This window comes from Pseudomonas sp. Root401 (assembly GCF_001425105.1).
In the GTDB taxonomy this organism is placed as follows: Bacteria; Pseudomonadota; Gammaproteobacteria; order Pseudomonadales; family Pseudomonadaceae; genus Aquipseudomonas; species Aquipseudomonas brassicacearum.
This window is the reverse complement of record NZ_LMDO01000001.1, coordinates 103,004-118,665: the sequence shown is the minus strand read 5'-3', so window position 1 is coordinate 118,665 and position 15,662 is coordinate 103,004. Positions and strand designations below refer to the sequence as shown.

General features: G+C 62.4%; 13 protein-coding genes. 5 read left to right on the top strand and 8 right to left on the bottom strand.

Going from position 1 to position 15,662, the window contains the following annotated elements:
- Positions 1-64: 64 nt before the first annotated feature.
- Both ASC85_RS00550 and ASC85_RS00545 read right to left on the bottom strand, forming a co-directional pair.
- Positions 65-436, bottom strand: coding sequence for a c-type cytochrome (locus tag ASC85_RS00550; protein WP_057448214.1), 372 nt, complete (start codon positions 434-436; stop codon positions 65-67).
- 298 nt (positions 437-734) lie between these two features.
- Positions 735-1,619, bottom strand: a complete 885-nt coding sequence (locus ASC85_RS00545; protein ID WP_014338655.1) for a LysR family transcriptional regulator — start codon at positions 1,617-1,619, stop codon at positions 735-737.
- A gap of 130 nt (positions 1,620-1,749) precedes the next feature.
- On the opposite strand from ASC85_RS00545, the gene ASC85_RS00540 reads away from it, so the two are divergent.
- Both ASC85_RS00540 and ASC85_RS00535 read left to right on the top strand, forming a co-directional pair.
- The gene (locus tag ASC85_RS00540; RefSeq protein WP_057447824.1) at positions 1,750-3,393 is read left to right on the top strand and encodes a GMC family oxidoreductase; all 1,644 of its coding nucleotides are present in this window, start codon (positions 1,750-1,752) and stop codon (positions 3,391-3,393) included.
- A 120-nt stretch (positions 3,394-3,513) separates the two neighbouring features.
- Entirely contained in the window at positions 3,514-5,136 is a 1,623-nt protein-coding gene (locus ASC85_RS00535) for an MFS transporter (protein WP_057447823.1), read from the top strand.
- A gap of 43 nt (positions 5,137-5,179) precedes the next feature.
- Here ASC85_RS00535 and ASC85_RS00530 read toward each other — a convergent pair whose 3' ends face one another.
- The 4 genes from ASC85_RS00530 to ASC85_RS00515 all read right to left on the bottom strand — a co-directional run bounded on the left by ASC85_RS00530 (position 5,180) and on the right by ASC85_RS00515 (position 9,742).
- Positions 5,180-7,657, bottom strand: a complete 2,478-nt coding sequence (locus tag ASC85_RS00530) for a TonB-dependent siderophore receptor (protein ID WP_057447822.1) — start codon at positions 7,655-7,657, stop codon at positions 5,180-5,182.
- 96 nt (positions 7,658-7,753) lie between these two features.
- The gene (locus ASC85_RS00525; protein WP_057447821.1) at positions 7,754-8,713 is read right to left on the bottom strand and encodes a FecR domain-containing protein; all 960 of its coding nucleotides are present in this window, start codon (positions 8,711-8,713) and stop codon (positions 7,754-7,756) included.
- Positions 8,710-9,231: a sigma-70 family RNA polymerase sigma factor gene (locus tag ASC85_RS00520; RefSeq protein ID WP_057447820.1), complete on the bottom strand. Its 522-nt coding sequence runs from the start codon at positions 9,229-9,231 to the stop codon at positions 8,710-8,712. The genes ASC85_RS00525 and ASC85_RS00520 overlap by 4 nt, the downstream gene beginning before the upstream one ends.
- 103 nt (positions 9,232-9,334) lie before the next feature.
- Positions 9,335-9,742, bottom strand: coding sequence for a response regulator (locus ASC85_RS00515; protein ID WP_057447819.1), 408 nt, complete (start codon positions 9,740-9,742; stop codon positions 9,335-9,337).
- 244 nt (positions 9,743-9,986) lie between these two features.
- Here ASC85_RS00515 and ASC85_RS00510 point away from each other — a divergent pair, with 244 nt between their 5' ends.
- Positions 9,987-11,933: a DNA topoisomerase III gene (locus ASC85_RS00510; RefSeq protein WP_057447818.1), complete on the top strand. Its 1,947-nt coding sequence runs from the start codon at positions 9,987-9,989 to the stop codon at positions 11,931-11,933.
- A 664-nt stretch (positions 11,934-12,597) separates the two neighbouring features.
- Positions 12,598-12,927 carry a hypothetical protein gene (locus tag ASC85_RS00505; RefSeq protein ID WP_003200138.1) on the top strand — a complete coding sequence of 110 codons (330 nt, stop codon included), beginning with the start codon at positions 12,598-12,600 and terminating at the stop codon, positions 12,925-12,927.
- A gap of 67 nt (positions 12,928-12,994) precedes the next feature.
- Here ASC85_RS00505 and glsB read toward each other — a convergent pair whose 3' ends face one another.
- Entirely contained in the window at positions 12,995-13,903 is a 909-nt protein-coding gene (glsB, locus tag ASC85_RS00500) for a glutaminase B (protein WP_003200136.1), read from the bottom strand.
- 302 nt (positions 13,904-14,205) lie between these two features.
- Here glsB and ASC85_RS00495 point away from each other — a divergent pair, with 302 nt between their 5' ends.
- Positions 14,206-14,400: a hypothetical protein gene (locus tag ASC85_RS00495; RefSeq protein ID WP_057447817.1), complete on the top strand. Its 195-nt coding sequence runs from the start codon at positions 14,206-14,208 to the stop codon at positions 14,398-14,400.
- Between the two features lie 9 nt (positions 14,401-14,409).
- Here ASC85_RS00495 and ASC85_RS00490 read toward each other — a convergent pair whose 3' ends face one another.
- Positions 14,410-15,429: a hypothetical protein gene (locus tag ASC85_RS00490; protein WP_082534278.1), complete on the bottom strand. Its 1,020-nt coding sequence runs from the start codon at positions 15,427-15,429 to the stop codon at positions 14,410-14,412.
- Positions 15,430-15,662: the final 233 nt, after the last annotated feature.

Genomic DNA, 15,662 nt, shown 5'->3' with positions numbered 1-15,662 from the left:
GCCGGCCTGTTGCAGCAACCGGCGCCGTGAGGAGTCCATCGTCATGCCGTAGTACCCGTATTTATTATTGGAAGTGTTGGCCGGACATGAAGGCGATCAGGGCCAGGAACTGCTCTTCGGAGCAGTGCATGCACAGGCCCATCGGCGGCATGCCGTTGTAGCCGTTGATCGCGTGGTCCAGCAGGGTGTCGGCGCCCTGGGCCACCCGTGGCGCCCAGGCGTTCGTATCGCCGGTCAACGGCGCCCCGGCACCGGGGTTGGCGTGGCAGAGCTTGCAACTGCTGTCGTAGACCTGGGCCAGCGCCGCATCGCTGGGCATGGCCGTGAACACCGTGGGCGCGGGCGGCTTGGCCTCTTCGCCGCACCCTGTGAGCAGGGTGCCGAGCAGCACGATGAAGGCTGAGTGGAACACGGTTGAAGGCGTGGTAGCCGGCATAGAGGCCCTCTCGGCGGCGCTTTTGTTGTGGGTCAACACTAAGGCACGCCACTGCGTCGGCTTGAGGTCATTGGGGGCCATAAAAGGGGGCTTGGGCGGCCAGTTGCGGGAGCATCAATGACCTTTGTGGCGAGAGGATTCATTTGTGGGAGCAAGGCTTGCCCGCGAAGCAGGCGACTCGGTTCCAGATAGATCGAGTGTTCTTCATCGCGGGCAAGCCTTGCTCCCACACAGCCCACACAACCTTGCTCCCACAGATCTCCCCCACAGAGCGGCTCGCCACAGGAGCATCGCGTGCTCAGGGGAGTAATAACCCCTGCTCCCGTTCGCACAACTGCACCACGTAATCCCACAGCACCCGCAAGCGTACGGATTTGTGCAGTTCGCGGCGGGTGCTGATCCAGTAGCTGCGGCGGATGGTTTCGTCCGGCAGCAACCGCACCAGCGTCGGGTCGCCGCTGGCCATGTAGCAAGGCAGCACGGCGATCCCCAGGCCCGAGCGCGCGGCCTGTTGCTGGGCGATGACGCTAGTGCTGTGGAAGACCACCCGGGGGTTGCGGCAAAAGCTGTTGAGGAACATCAGTTCCTGGCTGAACAGCAGGTCATCGACATACCCGATCCAGGCGTGGCGGGCCAGGTCCTCGCGGCTGCGCAGTGCTGGCGAGCGGTCCAGGTAGGCCTGGCTGGCGTACAGCGCCAGGCTGTAGTCGGTGAGTTTGCGGGTGACCAGCAGGTCGGCCGCCGGGCGCTCGAGGTGGATGCTGATTTCCGCCTCACGGTTGAGGATGCTGACAAAGCGCGGCACCGCCACCAGTTCCACTTCCAGCCCCGGATAGCGCTGGAACAGCCCGTCCATGCGACTGGCGAGGAACATGATGCCCAGCCCTTCGGTCACCCCCAGGCGGATCTTGCCCAGGGGCGCACTGGACTGGGTGATGTCCTCCTGGGCCAGCAACGCCACGTTCTCCATGGCTTCGGCGTGCTTGAGCAGCGTCTCGCCGGCCGGGGTCAGTTCATAGCCCTGGGCATGCTGGACAAACAGCGCGGTGCCGAGGCTTTTTTCGATGGCCTCGATGTGCCGGGCCACGGTGGCGTGGGTGGTGTTCAGCCGTCGTGCAGCCGTCAGCAGACGCCCGCTGCGTTGCAGCTCCAGGAAATAACGCAGGTCATTCCAGTCGAACATGAGGCGATCCTTGAACGCGCCCGAAGGCATGACTGTTTATAAACGCACAGCCGCTGCGCAAAAACTAACATTCTTTTGACGAAAACTAACAACTAGGATGGACCCCACAAAAACAAGAATGAGGTCGCGAATGCAACCTGTCGTCGATGAATACGATTACGTGATCGTGGGCGCCGGCCCTGCCGGATGCCTGCTGGCCAATCGGCTTTCGACCAACCCGCAACACCGGGTGCTGCTGCTCGAAGCCGGCGGGCGCGACAACTATCCGTGGATTCACATCCCGGTCGGCTACCTGTTCTGCATCGGCAACCCACGCACCGACTGGTGCTTCAAGACCGAAGCACAACCAGGCCTGCAAGGGCGCGCCCTGAGCTACCCCCGCGGCAAGGTCCTGGGCGGCTGCTCCTCCATCAACGGCATGATCTACATGCGCGGCCAGGCGGCGGACTACGACGGCTGGGCCGCCGAGGGCAATGCTGGCTGGGCCTGGAACGACGTGCTGCCGCTGTTCCGCCAGAGCGAAAACCACTTTGCCGGCGCGTCCGAATTTCACGGCGCCGCTGGGGAATGGCGGGTCGAACGCCAGCGCCTGTCATGGCCGATTCTCGATGCCTTCCGCAGTGCCGCCGAACAGAGCGGCATCCCCAACGTCGACGACTTCAACAGCGGCGACAACGAAGGCTGCGGCTACTTCCAGGTCAACCAGAAAGCCGGGGTGCGCTGGAACGCGGCCAAGGCGTTTCTCAAGCCGGTTCGCCACCGCGCCAACCTCACGGTGCTGACCGACGTCGAGGTCGACCGCGTGTTGCTGCGCGACGACCGCGCCCACGCCGTCAGCGCGCGCTGGCAAGGCAAAGGCATGACCTTCAAGGCCCGCAAGGAAATTGTCCTGTGCGCCGGCGCCGTTGGCTCGCCGGGCATCCTGCAACGCTCCGGGATCGGCCCGCGCAGCCTGCTGCAACGCCTGGGCATCGGCGTGACTCATGAGCTGCCCGGCGTCGGCGGCAACTTGCAGGACCACCTGCAACTGCGGCTGATCTACCAGTTGGAAAACGCCCGCACCCTGAACCAGATCGCCGGCACCCTGTGGGGCAAGATGGGCATGGGCCTGCGCTACCTGTACGACCGCAGCGGCCCGCTGTCCATGGCCCCCAGCCAACTCGGCGCATTCGCCCGCTCGGGTCCGGAGCAGGCCTCGGCCAACCTCGAATACCACGTACAACCGTTGTCCCTGGAACGCTTCGGCGAACCGCTGCACAGCTTCCCGGCGTTCACCGCATCGGTCTGCGACCTGCGCCCGCAAAGCCGTGGCCGGGTGGACATTCGTTCGGCCGACCCGCACGAAGCGCCGCTGATCCAACCCAATTACCTGAGCCATCCCGAAGACTTGCGGGTCGCCGCCGACGCCATCCGCCTGACCCGACGCATCGTCGCGGCCCCGGCCCTGAGCGCGTTCAAACCGGTGGAATACCTGCCGGGCCCCAGCCTGCAAACCGAAGAGGAACTGCACCAGGCCGCCGCCCGGATTGGCACGACGATTTTCCACCCGGTCGGCACGTGCCGCATGGGCCAGGATCGCGACGCGGTAGTGGATGCGCAACTGCGTGTCCACGGCATCAAGGGCCTGCGCATCGCCGACGCCTCGATCATGCCGCGCATCACCTCGGGCAACACCTGCTCGCCGACCTTGATGATTGCCGAGAAGGCGGCGCAGATGATGCTCGAGGCAGACACAAGAATCACCACGCCCCAGAAGGAGCCGGCCACGGTCTGAAAAACAACAAAAGCTCCCACAAGGGGGCTGAGTCGATTCAAGGAAAGTGTGTCAAATCAGGAGACGCCACCCCGGCGTCGCAGTGGAACAACAAAAACAATCACTGTGAGGGATACCGCTATGTCCGAGCATGTTCAGTCCCTGGAAGCCACGCGCAGCGTCGGCACCAGCCAGGAAACCCAGAAAGTCATCTTCGCCTCGTCCTTGGGGACGGTGTTCGAGTGGTACGACTTTTTCCTCTATGGCGCCCTGGCGGCGGTGATCAGCAAGCAGTTCTTTGCCGGGGTCAACGACACCACCGCGTTCATTTTCGCCCTGATGGCATTCGCCGCCGGTTTCATCGTGCGGCCGTTCGGGGCTCTGGTGTTCGGTCGGTTAGGGGACATGATCGGGCGCAAATACACCTTCCTGGCGACCATCATCCTCATGGGCCTGGCGACGTTCTGCGTCGGCCTGCTGCCCAACTACGCCAGCATCGGCATCGCCGCGCCGATCATCCTGGTGGTGTTGCGCATGCTCCAGGGCCTGGCCCTGGGCGGTGAGTACGGCGGCGCGGCGACCTACGTTGCCGAGCACGCGCCAATGGGCAAGCGCGGCTTCCATACCAGCTGGATTCAGTCCACCGCCACCCTTGGGCTGTTGCTCTCGCTGCTGGTGGTGCTGGGCTGTCGCTACTTCACCGGCGATCAGTTCGAAGTCTGGGGCTGGCGCATTCCGTTCCTGCTGTCGATCCTGCTGCTGGGCATCTCCACCTGGATTCGCCTGAGCCTGCACGAGTCGCCGGCCTTCCTGAAAATGAAAGAGGAAGGCAAGTGCTGCAAGGCGCCGATCCGCGAATCCTTCGGCAAATGGGAAAACCTCAAGGTGGTGCTGATCGCCCTGTTCAGCATCAACGCCGGGCAAGCGGTGACCTTCTATGCCGCGCAGTTCTACGTGCTGTTTTTCCTCACCCAGTTCCTGAAGATGGACCCGGCCCTGGCCAACAGCCTGCTGATCGTCAGCGTGGTGATCGGCGCACCGTTCTTCATCTTTTTCGGCTGGCTGTCGGACAAGGTCGGGCGCAAACCGGTGCTGATGATCGGCCTGCTGCTGGCCACCGCGCTGTACTTCCCGATCTTCAAGACCCTGGCCCACTACGCCAACCCGGCCATCGACCAGGCGAGCCGCCAGGCACCGATCTCCGTGGTCGCCGACCCAGCCACCTGCACCTTCCAGTTCGACCCGGTGGGCAAGGCGCGTTTCGACAGCCCTTGCGACAAGGTCAAGACCTTCCTGGTCAAGCAAGGCCTGCCCTACAGCAGCGTTGCGGCCCCAGCTGGCAGCACGGTGCAGGTCAGCGTCGGTGACGTGACACTCGAAGGTTACGACGAAGCGGCCCTGCGCGGCGCGGTGACGCTGGCAGGCTACCCGCAACAGGCCGACGCCCAACAGATCAACCGACCGATGATCGTGGCCTTGATCGTGGCGCTGATCATCATCTCGGCGATGTGCTACGGACCGCTGGCGGCGTTGATGGTCGAACTGTTTCCGACCCGCATTCGCTACACCTCCATGTCCCTGCCCTATCACATCGGCAACGGTTGGTTCGGCGGTTTCCTGCCCACCGTGTCGTTCGCCCTGGTGGTCTACACCGGGGATATTTTCTATGGGCTGTGGTACCCGGTGGTGATCACCGGGGTGAGTCTGGTGGTGGGCATGATCTGCCTGCGGGAAACCCGGAACGTGGACCTGGATAAAAACTGAGGACGAAACCGTGGCGAGGGCACTGGTGCCCTCGCCACCGGGATCAGAAGCGCGCCTTCACGGTCATGGTGAAATTGCGCGGCTCACCGTAATAGTTACCGAAACCCTCGGTGCCAATGGTGGTGTAGTAGCGCTTGTCGAACAGGTTGTTGCCATTGAGGGCCAACGACCAGGTGTCATCGACGCGGTAGCCGACGCGGCCATTCCACACGGCATAACCGGCCTGGGTGATCTTCTCGCCCGTCGCCGGCGATACGCGGAAGTTGTCGCTTTGGGCATTGACCCCGGCACCGACACTGAACCGTTCGAACGCTCCGCCGAGGGCATAATCGCCCCACAGGCGCAGCACATGACGCGGCACATAACTGTTGAACGAACCGCCGTTGAGGCTGGTGTCTATATCGCTGAGGGTCTTGGTCTGGGTGTAGGTGTAGCCGGCAAGCAGTTGCAGGCGTTCGATGACTTCACCGCTGATCTCGGCTTCGAAGCCTTGGGCGCGAACCTTGCCGGCGTTCTCATAGCAGTAACCGTCCGAGGACGCACAACTTGAGTTGTAGTCGGTCTGGGCCTGGTCTTTCTGCAGCGTGCGGAACAGGTTGAAAGCGCTGTTCAAGCGTCCCTCGAACCACTCGCCCTTGATCCCCAACTCATAACTCTCGCCCACCAGGGGTTTGAGCGCCGCGCCGCTTTCGGAGCGATAGTTGCCCTGGGGCGTGAAGATATCCGAATAACTGGCATAGGCCGTCAGGTGCTCATTGAGGTCCAGCAGCACGGCGGCAAACGGCGTGACCTGGCCGGTCTCCGTGCTCTTGGCGTGCTCCGAACCACCCGTGAGGAACACCGAGTCGGTCTTGGAGCGGTACCAGCTCACCCGACTGCCGACGACAAAGGTCAACGGGTCCGCCAGTTTCAGGCGCAGGGTCGAATACATGCCTTGCTGCTGGGTAACGGTCTTGACCGGGCCACCGCGCGTCGAGTTTTCGATGAAGTAACTGTCCTCCGGTTCGGGAATATGTCGATCCGGATCGAACACGTTCTGCTTCTGTGGCAGCAGTGCCACCGAGAAGAAGTCATCCTTGTCCGAACGACTGGCGTTGAAACCAACGATCAATTCATGTTGCTGCCCCAGGGCGTCGAACTTGCCGTCCAGGTAGGCGTCGAGGCCGTAATCGACCTGGTCGTAGTCGTACATGCTGCCCAGCAGGTTGGTGGTCGAGGTGCCTGGCGCCACCGAGCCCGATGCAAAGGCGTATTTGATGTCCTGGGTATTCTTCGTATAGACACCGGCGACCTTCACCGCCCAGTCGTCATTGAGCTGATGCTTGAGATCGCTGAACACCGTGGTCCGCTGGCTGCGCCAAGTGTTCCACGACGGGTCCAGGCAAGTGGAACGGCTGAGTTTCAGATCGCTGCCGTCGCGGTAGCGAGGAAGCCCGCCCCAGCAAGGGCTTGCATCGACGTCTTCATAGGCAACGCCCACGCCAAGCGTCGTGTCGGGCGACAGATCGAAATCCAGGGCACCGTAATAAATCTGGTCCTTGCGCCGGGCATCGTCGTAGAAAAAATGCCGGCTCTGCTCGGCGATCACCGCCCTGCCCCGCACAGTGCCGGAATCATTCAGCGGGCCACCGGTATCGACCTGCCCACGGTAGTTGTCCCAGGTCCCCCCCGAGAGGCTGAGTTCGGTCTGGGCCGTGGCCTGGCCACGTTTGCGCACGAAATTGACGCCGCCGGAAGTACCGCCCGCGCCCTTCATCATCCCGGCGGCACCGCGCAGGACTTCGACACGGTCGTAATAGGCCATGTCGCTGCTGAAACTGTCGGCCTGGACATAGCTGTTGCCCATGTCCAGTGGAACGCCGTCGTATTGATACTGGCCGGACATGCGGAACCCACGGGAATAGAAATACTTGCCACCCATGGTCGAGTCGTAGACGGTAATGCCGGGGGTCTTTTCCATCACTTGATCGATGGTGTTGAGGTTCTGGTCATCGAGCATCTTGCGGGTGATCACCGTCACCGACTGCGGCGTTTCGCGCAGGGAATGCTCGCCCTTGCCGATGGTCACAGCACCCGTCGTGTAGGAGCCACTGTTCTCGGTGGTCGCGCCGAGCATCTGTGCCTCGATGCTGGTGGCTCCCAGTTCCATGACCGAACCGTTGACGGGCAGCCGGCGCAGCACGTACGTGCCGTTGGCCTGGGGCTCAGCTTGCAGGCCACTACCGCCAAGAATGCGAGCGAAGCCGTCAGCCACGCCGAAAGAACCTCTCAGGCCGGGCGATTGCAGATCCGCCAGTTGCCGGGCATCAAACGAAAGGGCGACACCGGCGGCGCTGGAGAAACGGGTCAGCACATCCACCAGGCTGCCGGCGCCGATATCGTAGGCCTGCACCGAGCGTTGCTGCGCCGAGGCGCCTGGCACCGGGTTGGCATTCACGGCCGTGGCGCCGACGGTGGTGACCGCCAGCAAGCCGATTTTCACTGCAAACACCAGACGGCCTGGCGCGCTTACCCAAGGCATATTTCCCCTCCCCAAAACGGTCGATAAAAACTCACTGAGGAAGAGCCGAACGATGAGGATGAAAAGTGCAGGGCCAGATTTTTTTATTACACAGCGTCACCGCCGCTCGCCACCTGCGACCTGGACCCAGAATCGGCTGTAGCGCGTCACCCGCAACGAAAAGCCGCTCTCCAGCGCCGCCAGGGCGAGGTCAGTGTTATCGACAGGAAACACACCGGACACCTTCAAGTCGCCAATCGCCGGGTCCCAGCGCAGCACACCGGGGCGATAGCGCGACAGCTCATCCAGCAGCGCCGCCAGGGGACGGTCGATGGCGATGATGCTGCCCTTCTGCCAGGCACCGACCGACACATCGTTGCCCCGCAACGTGCCCAGCGACCGCTCATTGAAATCCAGGCGCTGGCCGGCTTCGACCCGCCTCCTTGCTCCCATCGCCGGCAGGCTCACCTCGACCGCTTTCTCCAGCACCGCCACTTCGCCGCCTCGCGCCTGACCACGGACGATAAACCGCGTGCCCAGTGCAAGCACCTCGACCGGCCCCGTCACCACCGTGAACGGACGTCGCAAGGGGTCGACCGCCGTCGTCACGAGCACCTCACCCCGCAACAACTCCACGAGCCGCTGCCTCCCATCGAAACGAACATTGATCGAGGTATCGGTGTTGAGCAGGACCGTGCTGCCATCGGCCAGTTGGAATTCGCGACGCTCGCCCACGGCGGTGCGGTAATCGCAAAACAGGTTCTGGCTTGCCTGGCTGCGCCAGCCCAACCAGCCCAGGCCGCCGGCGGACGTCAGCAGCAAGGCGCTGCGCAACACCTGGCGGCGGGATCGACGATGGGTGTTGCTCAAGGTCGGTGCGGCCAGGGCGCCGGGTACGCTTGCCATCTGCTCGGCCACTGCCGCCATGCGTTGCCAGGCCTGGCCGTGCAACGGATCCGCAGCCAGCCAGGCGCGCCAGTCGGCCCGGTCCGCGTCGGTGCTGATGCCGGAATGCAGCCGGGCGTACCACTGCGCCGCCACACGAATGGCGTCCAACTCTTCAGGAGGCAGGTTCATGAAAGCTGCAGTTGAATCTGCATCAGGCAGCAATGCTCCATGGCCTTGGCCATGTGGTTGTTGACCGTGCGTACGCTGACGCCCAGGCGTTCGGCGATTTGCGGGTACGTCAGGCCATCGAACTGCGACAGGATGAACGCCTGCCTGACCCGCGGTCCCAGCCCCAGGAGCAAGCGGTCGATCTCCATCAGGGCCTGGAGCATGATCGCCTGCTCTTCCAGCGAGGGGTGCTGCGCTTGCGGCATGGCCGCCAATACTTCGAGGTAGGATTGCTCCAGCGAGCGACGGCGAAACAGATCGATCAGCAGCCCTTTGGCGATCATCGACAAATACGGTCGTGGCTCACGGATATCCAGCGCAGTGCGCGCCTTGATAACCCGCACAAACGTATCCTGGGCAAGGTCCGCGGCATCGAAGGTGTTGCCCAAACGCTTGCGCAGCCAGCCCTGGAGCCAACCGTGATGATCACTGTACAGAACGTCGACAGCACTGCGTAGGGTCAGATCGTTGGCGGACATGGCAATGGAATAATTCGCGACTGATAATGACTCGCATTGTCATGGAGCCTATCGCCGCTTGCAACCCAAACATGCCCGGCCACCTTCCGCCCGCTGGAAGCATTCAGTTGATGGCGTGGTTTTTCACCGTGCTTTCCACCAGGTCCAGCATCTGTCCCAGCGCCCAGGGCTTGGCGATGAACGAAGCGTGGTGCTTGATTCCCGCGCTTTCCGGGGTCTCGAAGCCGGACATGATCAGCAGCGGTATCTGCGGCCAACGGTCACCGGTGAGGTTGGCCAGGTCCGCGCCGTCGATCTTGCCGGGCATGGTGATATCCGTGAGCAACAGGTCGACGTAATGGGCGCTCTCTTCGAGAAACGTCAACGCCGCGTCGGCGCTTTCCCGAGGCTCCACGACAAACCCTTCCTCCTCGAGAATTTCACAGAGGAACTCCAGGATGGTCGGATCATCTTCCACAACGAGAATCAAACGTGTAGTCGCCTGGCCGTTGCCATTTGGCATCGCATTCATGAAAGTGACTCTCCTTGACCTCATAAAACCTTCTTTGCGGCAACAACCGCCTTGAAGTTATGAGCAATCCCCCTGCGAGAAATTCATTCTGTGTGCCAACAGGTCGCCGAATGTCATGCCAGAGCCGTCCTGGCAACGCAGCGCAACGCTTTTTATCTGTATATCCATACAGATAAAACTTGCCCTGGCGCGCATCCATGACCATGCTACAGCCCCATGAAAATCTGCTCGGGAAAAGGGCGCTATGCAGCTGTACCTGTGTGAAAAACCGTCCCAGGCCAAGGACATCGCCGCCGTGCTCGGTGCCACGCGCCGTGGCGACGGTTGCTGGCTGGGCCCTGGCATCACGGTCACCTGGTGCATCGGCCATCTGCTGGAGACCGCCCCACCCGACGCCTACGACGCGCGCTACAAGCGCTGGGTACTGGCCGACCTGCCCATCGTGCCGGCGCAATGGAAAATGACCGTCAAACCGAAAACCGCCAGCCAGTACAAGGCGGTCAAGCGCCTGCTGGGGGAAGCGAAGGAACTGGTGATCGCCACCGACGCCGACCGCGAAGGCGAAATGATCGCCCGGGAGCTGGTGGAACATTGCCGTTATCGCGGGCCGATCCGGCGGCTATGGCTGTCGGCCCTGGACGAAGCATCAATCCGCAAGGCCCTGGCCGCCCTCAAGCCGGGGGCCGAAACCTTCAACCTGTATCACTCGGCCCTGGGCCGTTCCCGGGCCGACTGGCTGATCGGCATGAACATGAGTCGCCTGTTCACCTTGCTGGGGCGCCAGTCCGGCTACCAGGGCGTATTGCCGGTGGGCCGCGTACAGACACCCACGCTGCGCCTGGTGGTGGACCGCGACCGCAGCATCGCCGACTTCGTGCCGGTCGCCTACTGGGCCATCGACGTGCAGCTCAGCCACGAAGGCACGGCGTTCACCGCCCAGTGGCGCGCCGATCCGGACGCCTGCGACGACCAGGAGCGCTGCCTGAACCAGGCCCTGGCCCGAGACGCGGCCCAAGCCATGAACAACGCCGCCACCGCCCGGACGCTGAAAGTGCGTACCGAGCGTCTGCGCGAAGCGGCACCGTTGCCCTTCGACCTGGGCACGCTGCAGGAAGTCTGCTCGAAGAAACTCGGCCTCGGCGCCCAGGAAACCCTGGACATTGCCCAGTCGCTCTACGAGACCTACAAGCTCATCACCTACCCTCGCAGCGATTGCGGTTTCCTGCCCTTGAGCCAGCACAGCGAAGCACCGGCCATCCTGGCCGCCCTCGCCCAGGCCGACCCAAGCCTGGCACCGCTGCGCGAGCACCTGCAGCCGCAACGCAAGTCCCGGGCCTGGAACGACGCCAAGGTCAGCGCTCACCACGGCATCATTCCCACCGCCGCCGCCAGGAACCTCGACAAACTCGCCGGCAAGCAGCGCGCGGTCTACACGCTGATTCGCGCACGCTACCTGGCGCAGTTCCTGCCCAACCACGAATACGACCGGACCCAGGCCGACTTCGACTGTGCCGGCCAGGCGCTGCGTGCCGTGGGCAAGCAGATCGTCGAGCCCGGCTGGAAACGCGCCCTGCCCGAAGCGCTGGCACCGGCAAGGGGCCGTGAAGCACCGACGCCGCAGACGCTGCCGGCACTGAGCGAAGGTCGCGATTGCGCCGTGGACGAGGTGAAACCCAAGGACCTGTGGACCCAACCGCCCAAGCCGTTCACCGAAGGCGACCTGATCAAGGCGATGAAGAACGTCGCCAAGCTGGTGGAAGACCCGCTGCTCAAGCAAAAGCTCAAGGACACCACCGGCATTGGCACCGAAGCGACCCGGGCCTCGATTATCCAGGGGCTGCTCGACCGCGGTTACCTGGTGAAAAACGGCAAGGCCCTGTCCGCCACCCCGGCGGCCTTCAGCCTGATCGACGCCGTGCCCCGGGCCATCGCCGACCCGGGCACCACGGCCATCTGGGAGCAGGCGCTGGACATGGTCCAAAGCGGCGAAATGAGCCTAGAGGAATTCGTGACCCGGCAAGCCGCCTGGATGAGCAAGCATGTCGCCCGCTGCCAGGGCATGAGCCTGACCATCAGCGGCCCGGCCAGCCCCGCCGGGCGCGGCGCAACGCCGTGGAAAAACAAACGCAAGCCGGCCAAGCGCAAGGCTGGAGGCGCACCGCGCAAGGCGAGCAAGGCCAAGGCGACCTGAGCAGCGGCTCACCGATGGCATGAGAGACCTATGGCAGGAGGACCTGTGGAAGCAAGGCTTTGTGGGAGCAAGGCTTGCCCGCGATGAAGAGCACTCGGTCTATCGGGAACCCCGTCGCCTGCTTCGCGGGCAAGCCTTGCTCCCACAGATAAGTCCACGCCTCGCCATTTTTCATACCCAAACCATTTTGTCCGACAATATGTAGTGACCAAAAATAATCACTACAAAACCGTTGACGCCTCCGATTTGCCCTTGCATGATGCAGACGTCTCCCCGATCGGGAGTACAGGCAACTGTTTGAGCAAGCTCGTCTGACCGCCGAGCTGTTTTTTGGATAAGGGACTGCCCACAAGGCAGATTGAAGGTGCTGACCTGGCCTGACCGTCCGGTAACAAGGACGAGAAACGTCGGTGAAGATCCTCATGATGCGCGTGGTTCAACCCTCGAAAGTTGACACTGCCTGAAGATTCTTCGCTGTTTCTCTTCGTTGTCGCGCATTTGCGTAGCAGCCCTTCGATAACACTACACAACCGATGCACGACCCTGTCGAAGTTCGACGGAAGAATGCTGACGGCCTGGTTTCGGTAGCAGGCAGGTACTTACCGAGTAGCGAAGTTTTTGCGAACCACCAGACAGATCAACCAAATGGTCAAGGGGCTTACACATGAATCTGAATAATCAACCATCTATTGATGAACTGGCTCGCATATTCGCAGCACACAAGGACACTCTCGACAGCCATATCCTGTGGATCAGCAAGACTGGCCAGGTGCATATGGACTGCCTGTCGCCCTACACCCGCGAAGACGAGTTCGAAAAGAACACGCAAGAGCTGGGTGCCCGGCTGAAGATGTACCGCCGTGGCCAGGGCTACGTTGGCAAGAAGGCCGCGGCCGACAAAGACTTCATCGGTCGCGTGTTGCAAACGCTGACCCAGGCCTGGCAGTCGATGCAGAACACTTCTGAGGTCCGGGTCATCGACCGCCTCTGCTGATACGCCCTAAACAAAAGGGCCCGCTCCTGACTCAGGAGCGGGCCCTTTCTTTTGTGAGATACGTCCCCTAGAACACCGACCAGCCGATCCGCTGGCTCATCAACTCCAGCGCAGCCATGCCGGCCAGGGAGTTGCCGGCGACGTTGAGCTCAGGCGACCAGACGCACACCGTGAATCGCCCCGGCACCACGGCGACAATCCCGCCACCGACCCCGCTCTTGCCCGGCAGACCGACGCGATAAGCGAAATTGCCGGCCTCATCGTACAAGCCGCTGGTGGCCATGATGGAATTGACCTGCTGGGTTTGCCGGGCGCTGAGGATCTGTTCGCCGCTGTGCTTGCAGAACCCGTCGTTGGCCAGGAAGCAGAATGCCCGTGCCAGGTCGACACAGCTCATCCGCAGGGCGCAGTGGCTGAAGTAACTGCGCAGTACCGCTTCCACATCGTTATGGAAATTGCCGAACGATTGCATCAGGTACGCCATCGCCGCGTTGCGGGCGCGGTGCTGGTATTCCGATTCGGCGACCTTGCCGTCCACCATCACCTGTGGGTTACCCGACAGACGGCGTACGAAATCGCGCATCGACAGCGCCGGGGCGGCGAAACGCGACTGGTTGATATCGCAGATCACCAACGCGCCGGCATTGATGAACGGGTTGCGCGGTCGACCGCGTTCGAATTCCAGTTGCACCAGGGAATTGAACGGTTGGCCGGACGGCTCATGGCCCAGGCGCTCCCAGATCGCTTCGCCGGAATGCCCGATGGCCTGCACCAGGCTGAACACCTTGGAAATACTCTGCACCGAAAACGCTGTTTCGGCGTCGCCGGCGCAATACAACTCGCCGTCGTTGCCATACACGGCAATGCCCAACTGGTTGGGCGCCACAGTGCCCAGGGCCGGAATGTAGTCGGCCACCTTGCCCTGACCAATCAGGGGGCGAACCGCATCGAGGATCTCGTTCAACAGTGCTTGCATATGCGCGGGGTCCAGTCATTCCCCGTTCGAGTGCGGGGATACAGACGCTAGACGCTGGTGGGCGAGGTCAGAGCACACTGATTATCAAGCTTCAGACACACAACCCTCCGGCAAGGGGATCTGTGGAAGCAGACTTTGTGGGAGCAAGGCTTGCCCGCGATGAAGATCACACGGTCTATCTGGAACCGAGTCGCCTGCTTCGCGGGCAAGCCTTGCTCCCACAAGATGCAAGCGTTTTCATGGGCGCTGGTCATCAGATCGAGCGGTCTATAGTTCAAAGGATCAATCGACAGGAGCAGACGATGCGCCAGATCATGCAAAAAGAACCCTGGTGGGCCTCGCCGCCCAAGCCCGGGCAGGATGAAAGCGAGCTGGAATGGGGCTGGCTGGTGATCTACAGCGAAGGCGAGCCGCGCTTCGAGTTCATCAAGGAGCGCCCATCGGACGAGCAGATCCGCCAGCGCAAGGGTTGTCGTGTCACCCTCGGGGCAGAATGAGCCGGCCCGTCACGGCTTGATCTGCGGCAATGCCACCGCGCGATTGGCCAGCTCCGCCTCCACCAGATTGCCTTCTATCTCCTCGTCCAGGTAGTACACCGGTGCCATCACCCCGCTGAGGGGATGCTTGAGCGACTTGGACCATGCCTCATCGAACGCAGCGCTCAGGCTTTTGCGGATTTGCGCCTCCATTTCCGGCCGCTCGCCCTCGTGGATGATCGCGCGAATACCCGCCACGCCCACCGAGATCAATGCCCCTGCCGCCTTCCCGGCCACCGCTGCCGCCGCGCCGGTCGCCCCTCGGGTGGCAAATTGCGCCTCGATTTTCTCGCTGGTGCGTTGCGCCACCGTTGCGATCACCGCCTCTGAAGGCCCGGCACCTGTGGTAGCAGCCTTGTTGACGTGGTCGATCAGGGCCGCATAAGCCGGCAGCGTGTTCAGCGGTTCGGTATGCACCACCTCGTACAACGACGCGTTACGCGCCGCCGGCGGCCCCAGGTTGATGGCAGGAATGCCGTGCAGGCGCCGGTTCATCAGTTCGTTCGGGATTTGATGTCGCAGGGCGATGACCTGGACCTGCTGATTGAGCTGGCGTATGTAGTAGTCCGTCGCGGCAGCCCTGATCGCCTCGGGATCAATTTCCACCGCCACCGGTTCCAGTACCTGCTCGCGATACTGTTCTTGCAGGTAAACCGCCAGGCGCCTGGAGGAGGAATCCGCCTCGCCCTCGGCGCTGGCGGCGTACCAACTGACCTTCACTGCCAGCCATTCCTGAGTCCAGTAGCTGCTGAACCAGGGGATGAACTCAGCCTCGGTGCGTTCATAGACCAACACACGCCAGTGCTCCATCGAACCGCGCGCGTAGAGGGCCGCCTGTTCGATAGCGCTTTTCGACGCCGCGATGATCTGCTGGTCCACCTGTCGCCAAGTATCCTGGGCTATCACTACCGTGGCGACCGGTTGGCCGCGCTGTGACGTGGCGCACCCCGCCAGAACGAGCATAACGGCCAACATCAGCGAACGCAGCACAGTCGCGCCACCCCGGATTCAGGTCACCCATGGGGTTGAGTATAGGTCGCGAGAACAGTAAAACCTGTGGAGGCAAAAACCTATGGGAGCAAACCTGTGGGAGCAAAGCTTGCTCGCGATAGCGGTGTATCAGCCGACATCAATACTGCTGATACACCTGTCGCGAGCAAGCTTTGCTCCCACAGGTTTCATCTCGCAGTTTGCGAGTATCCTTTGTCGATCCCTAGACCTTG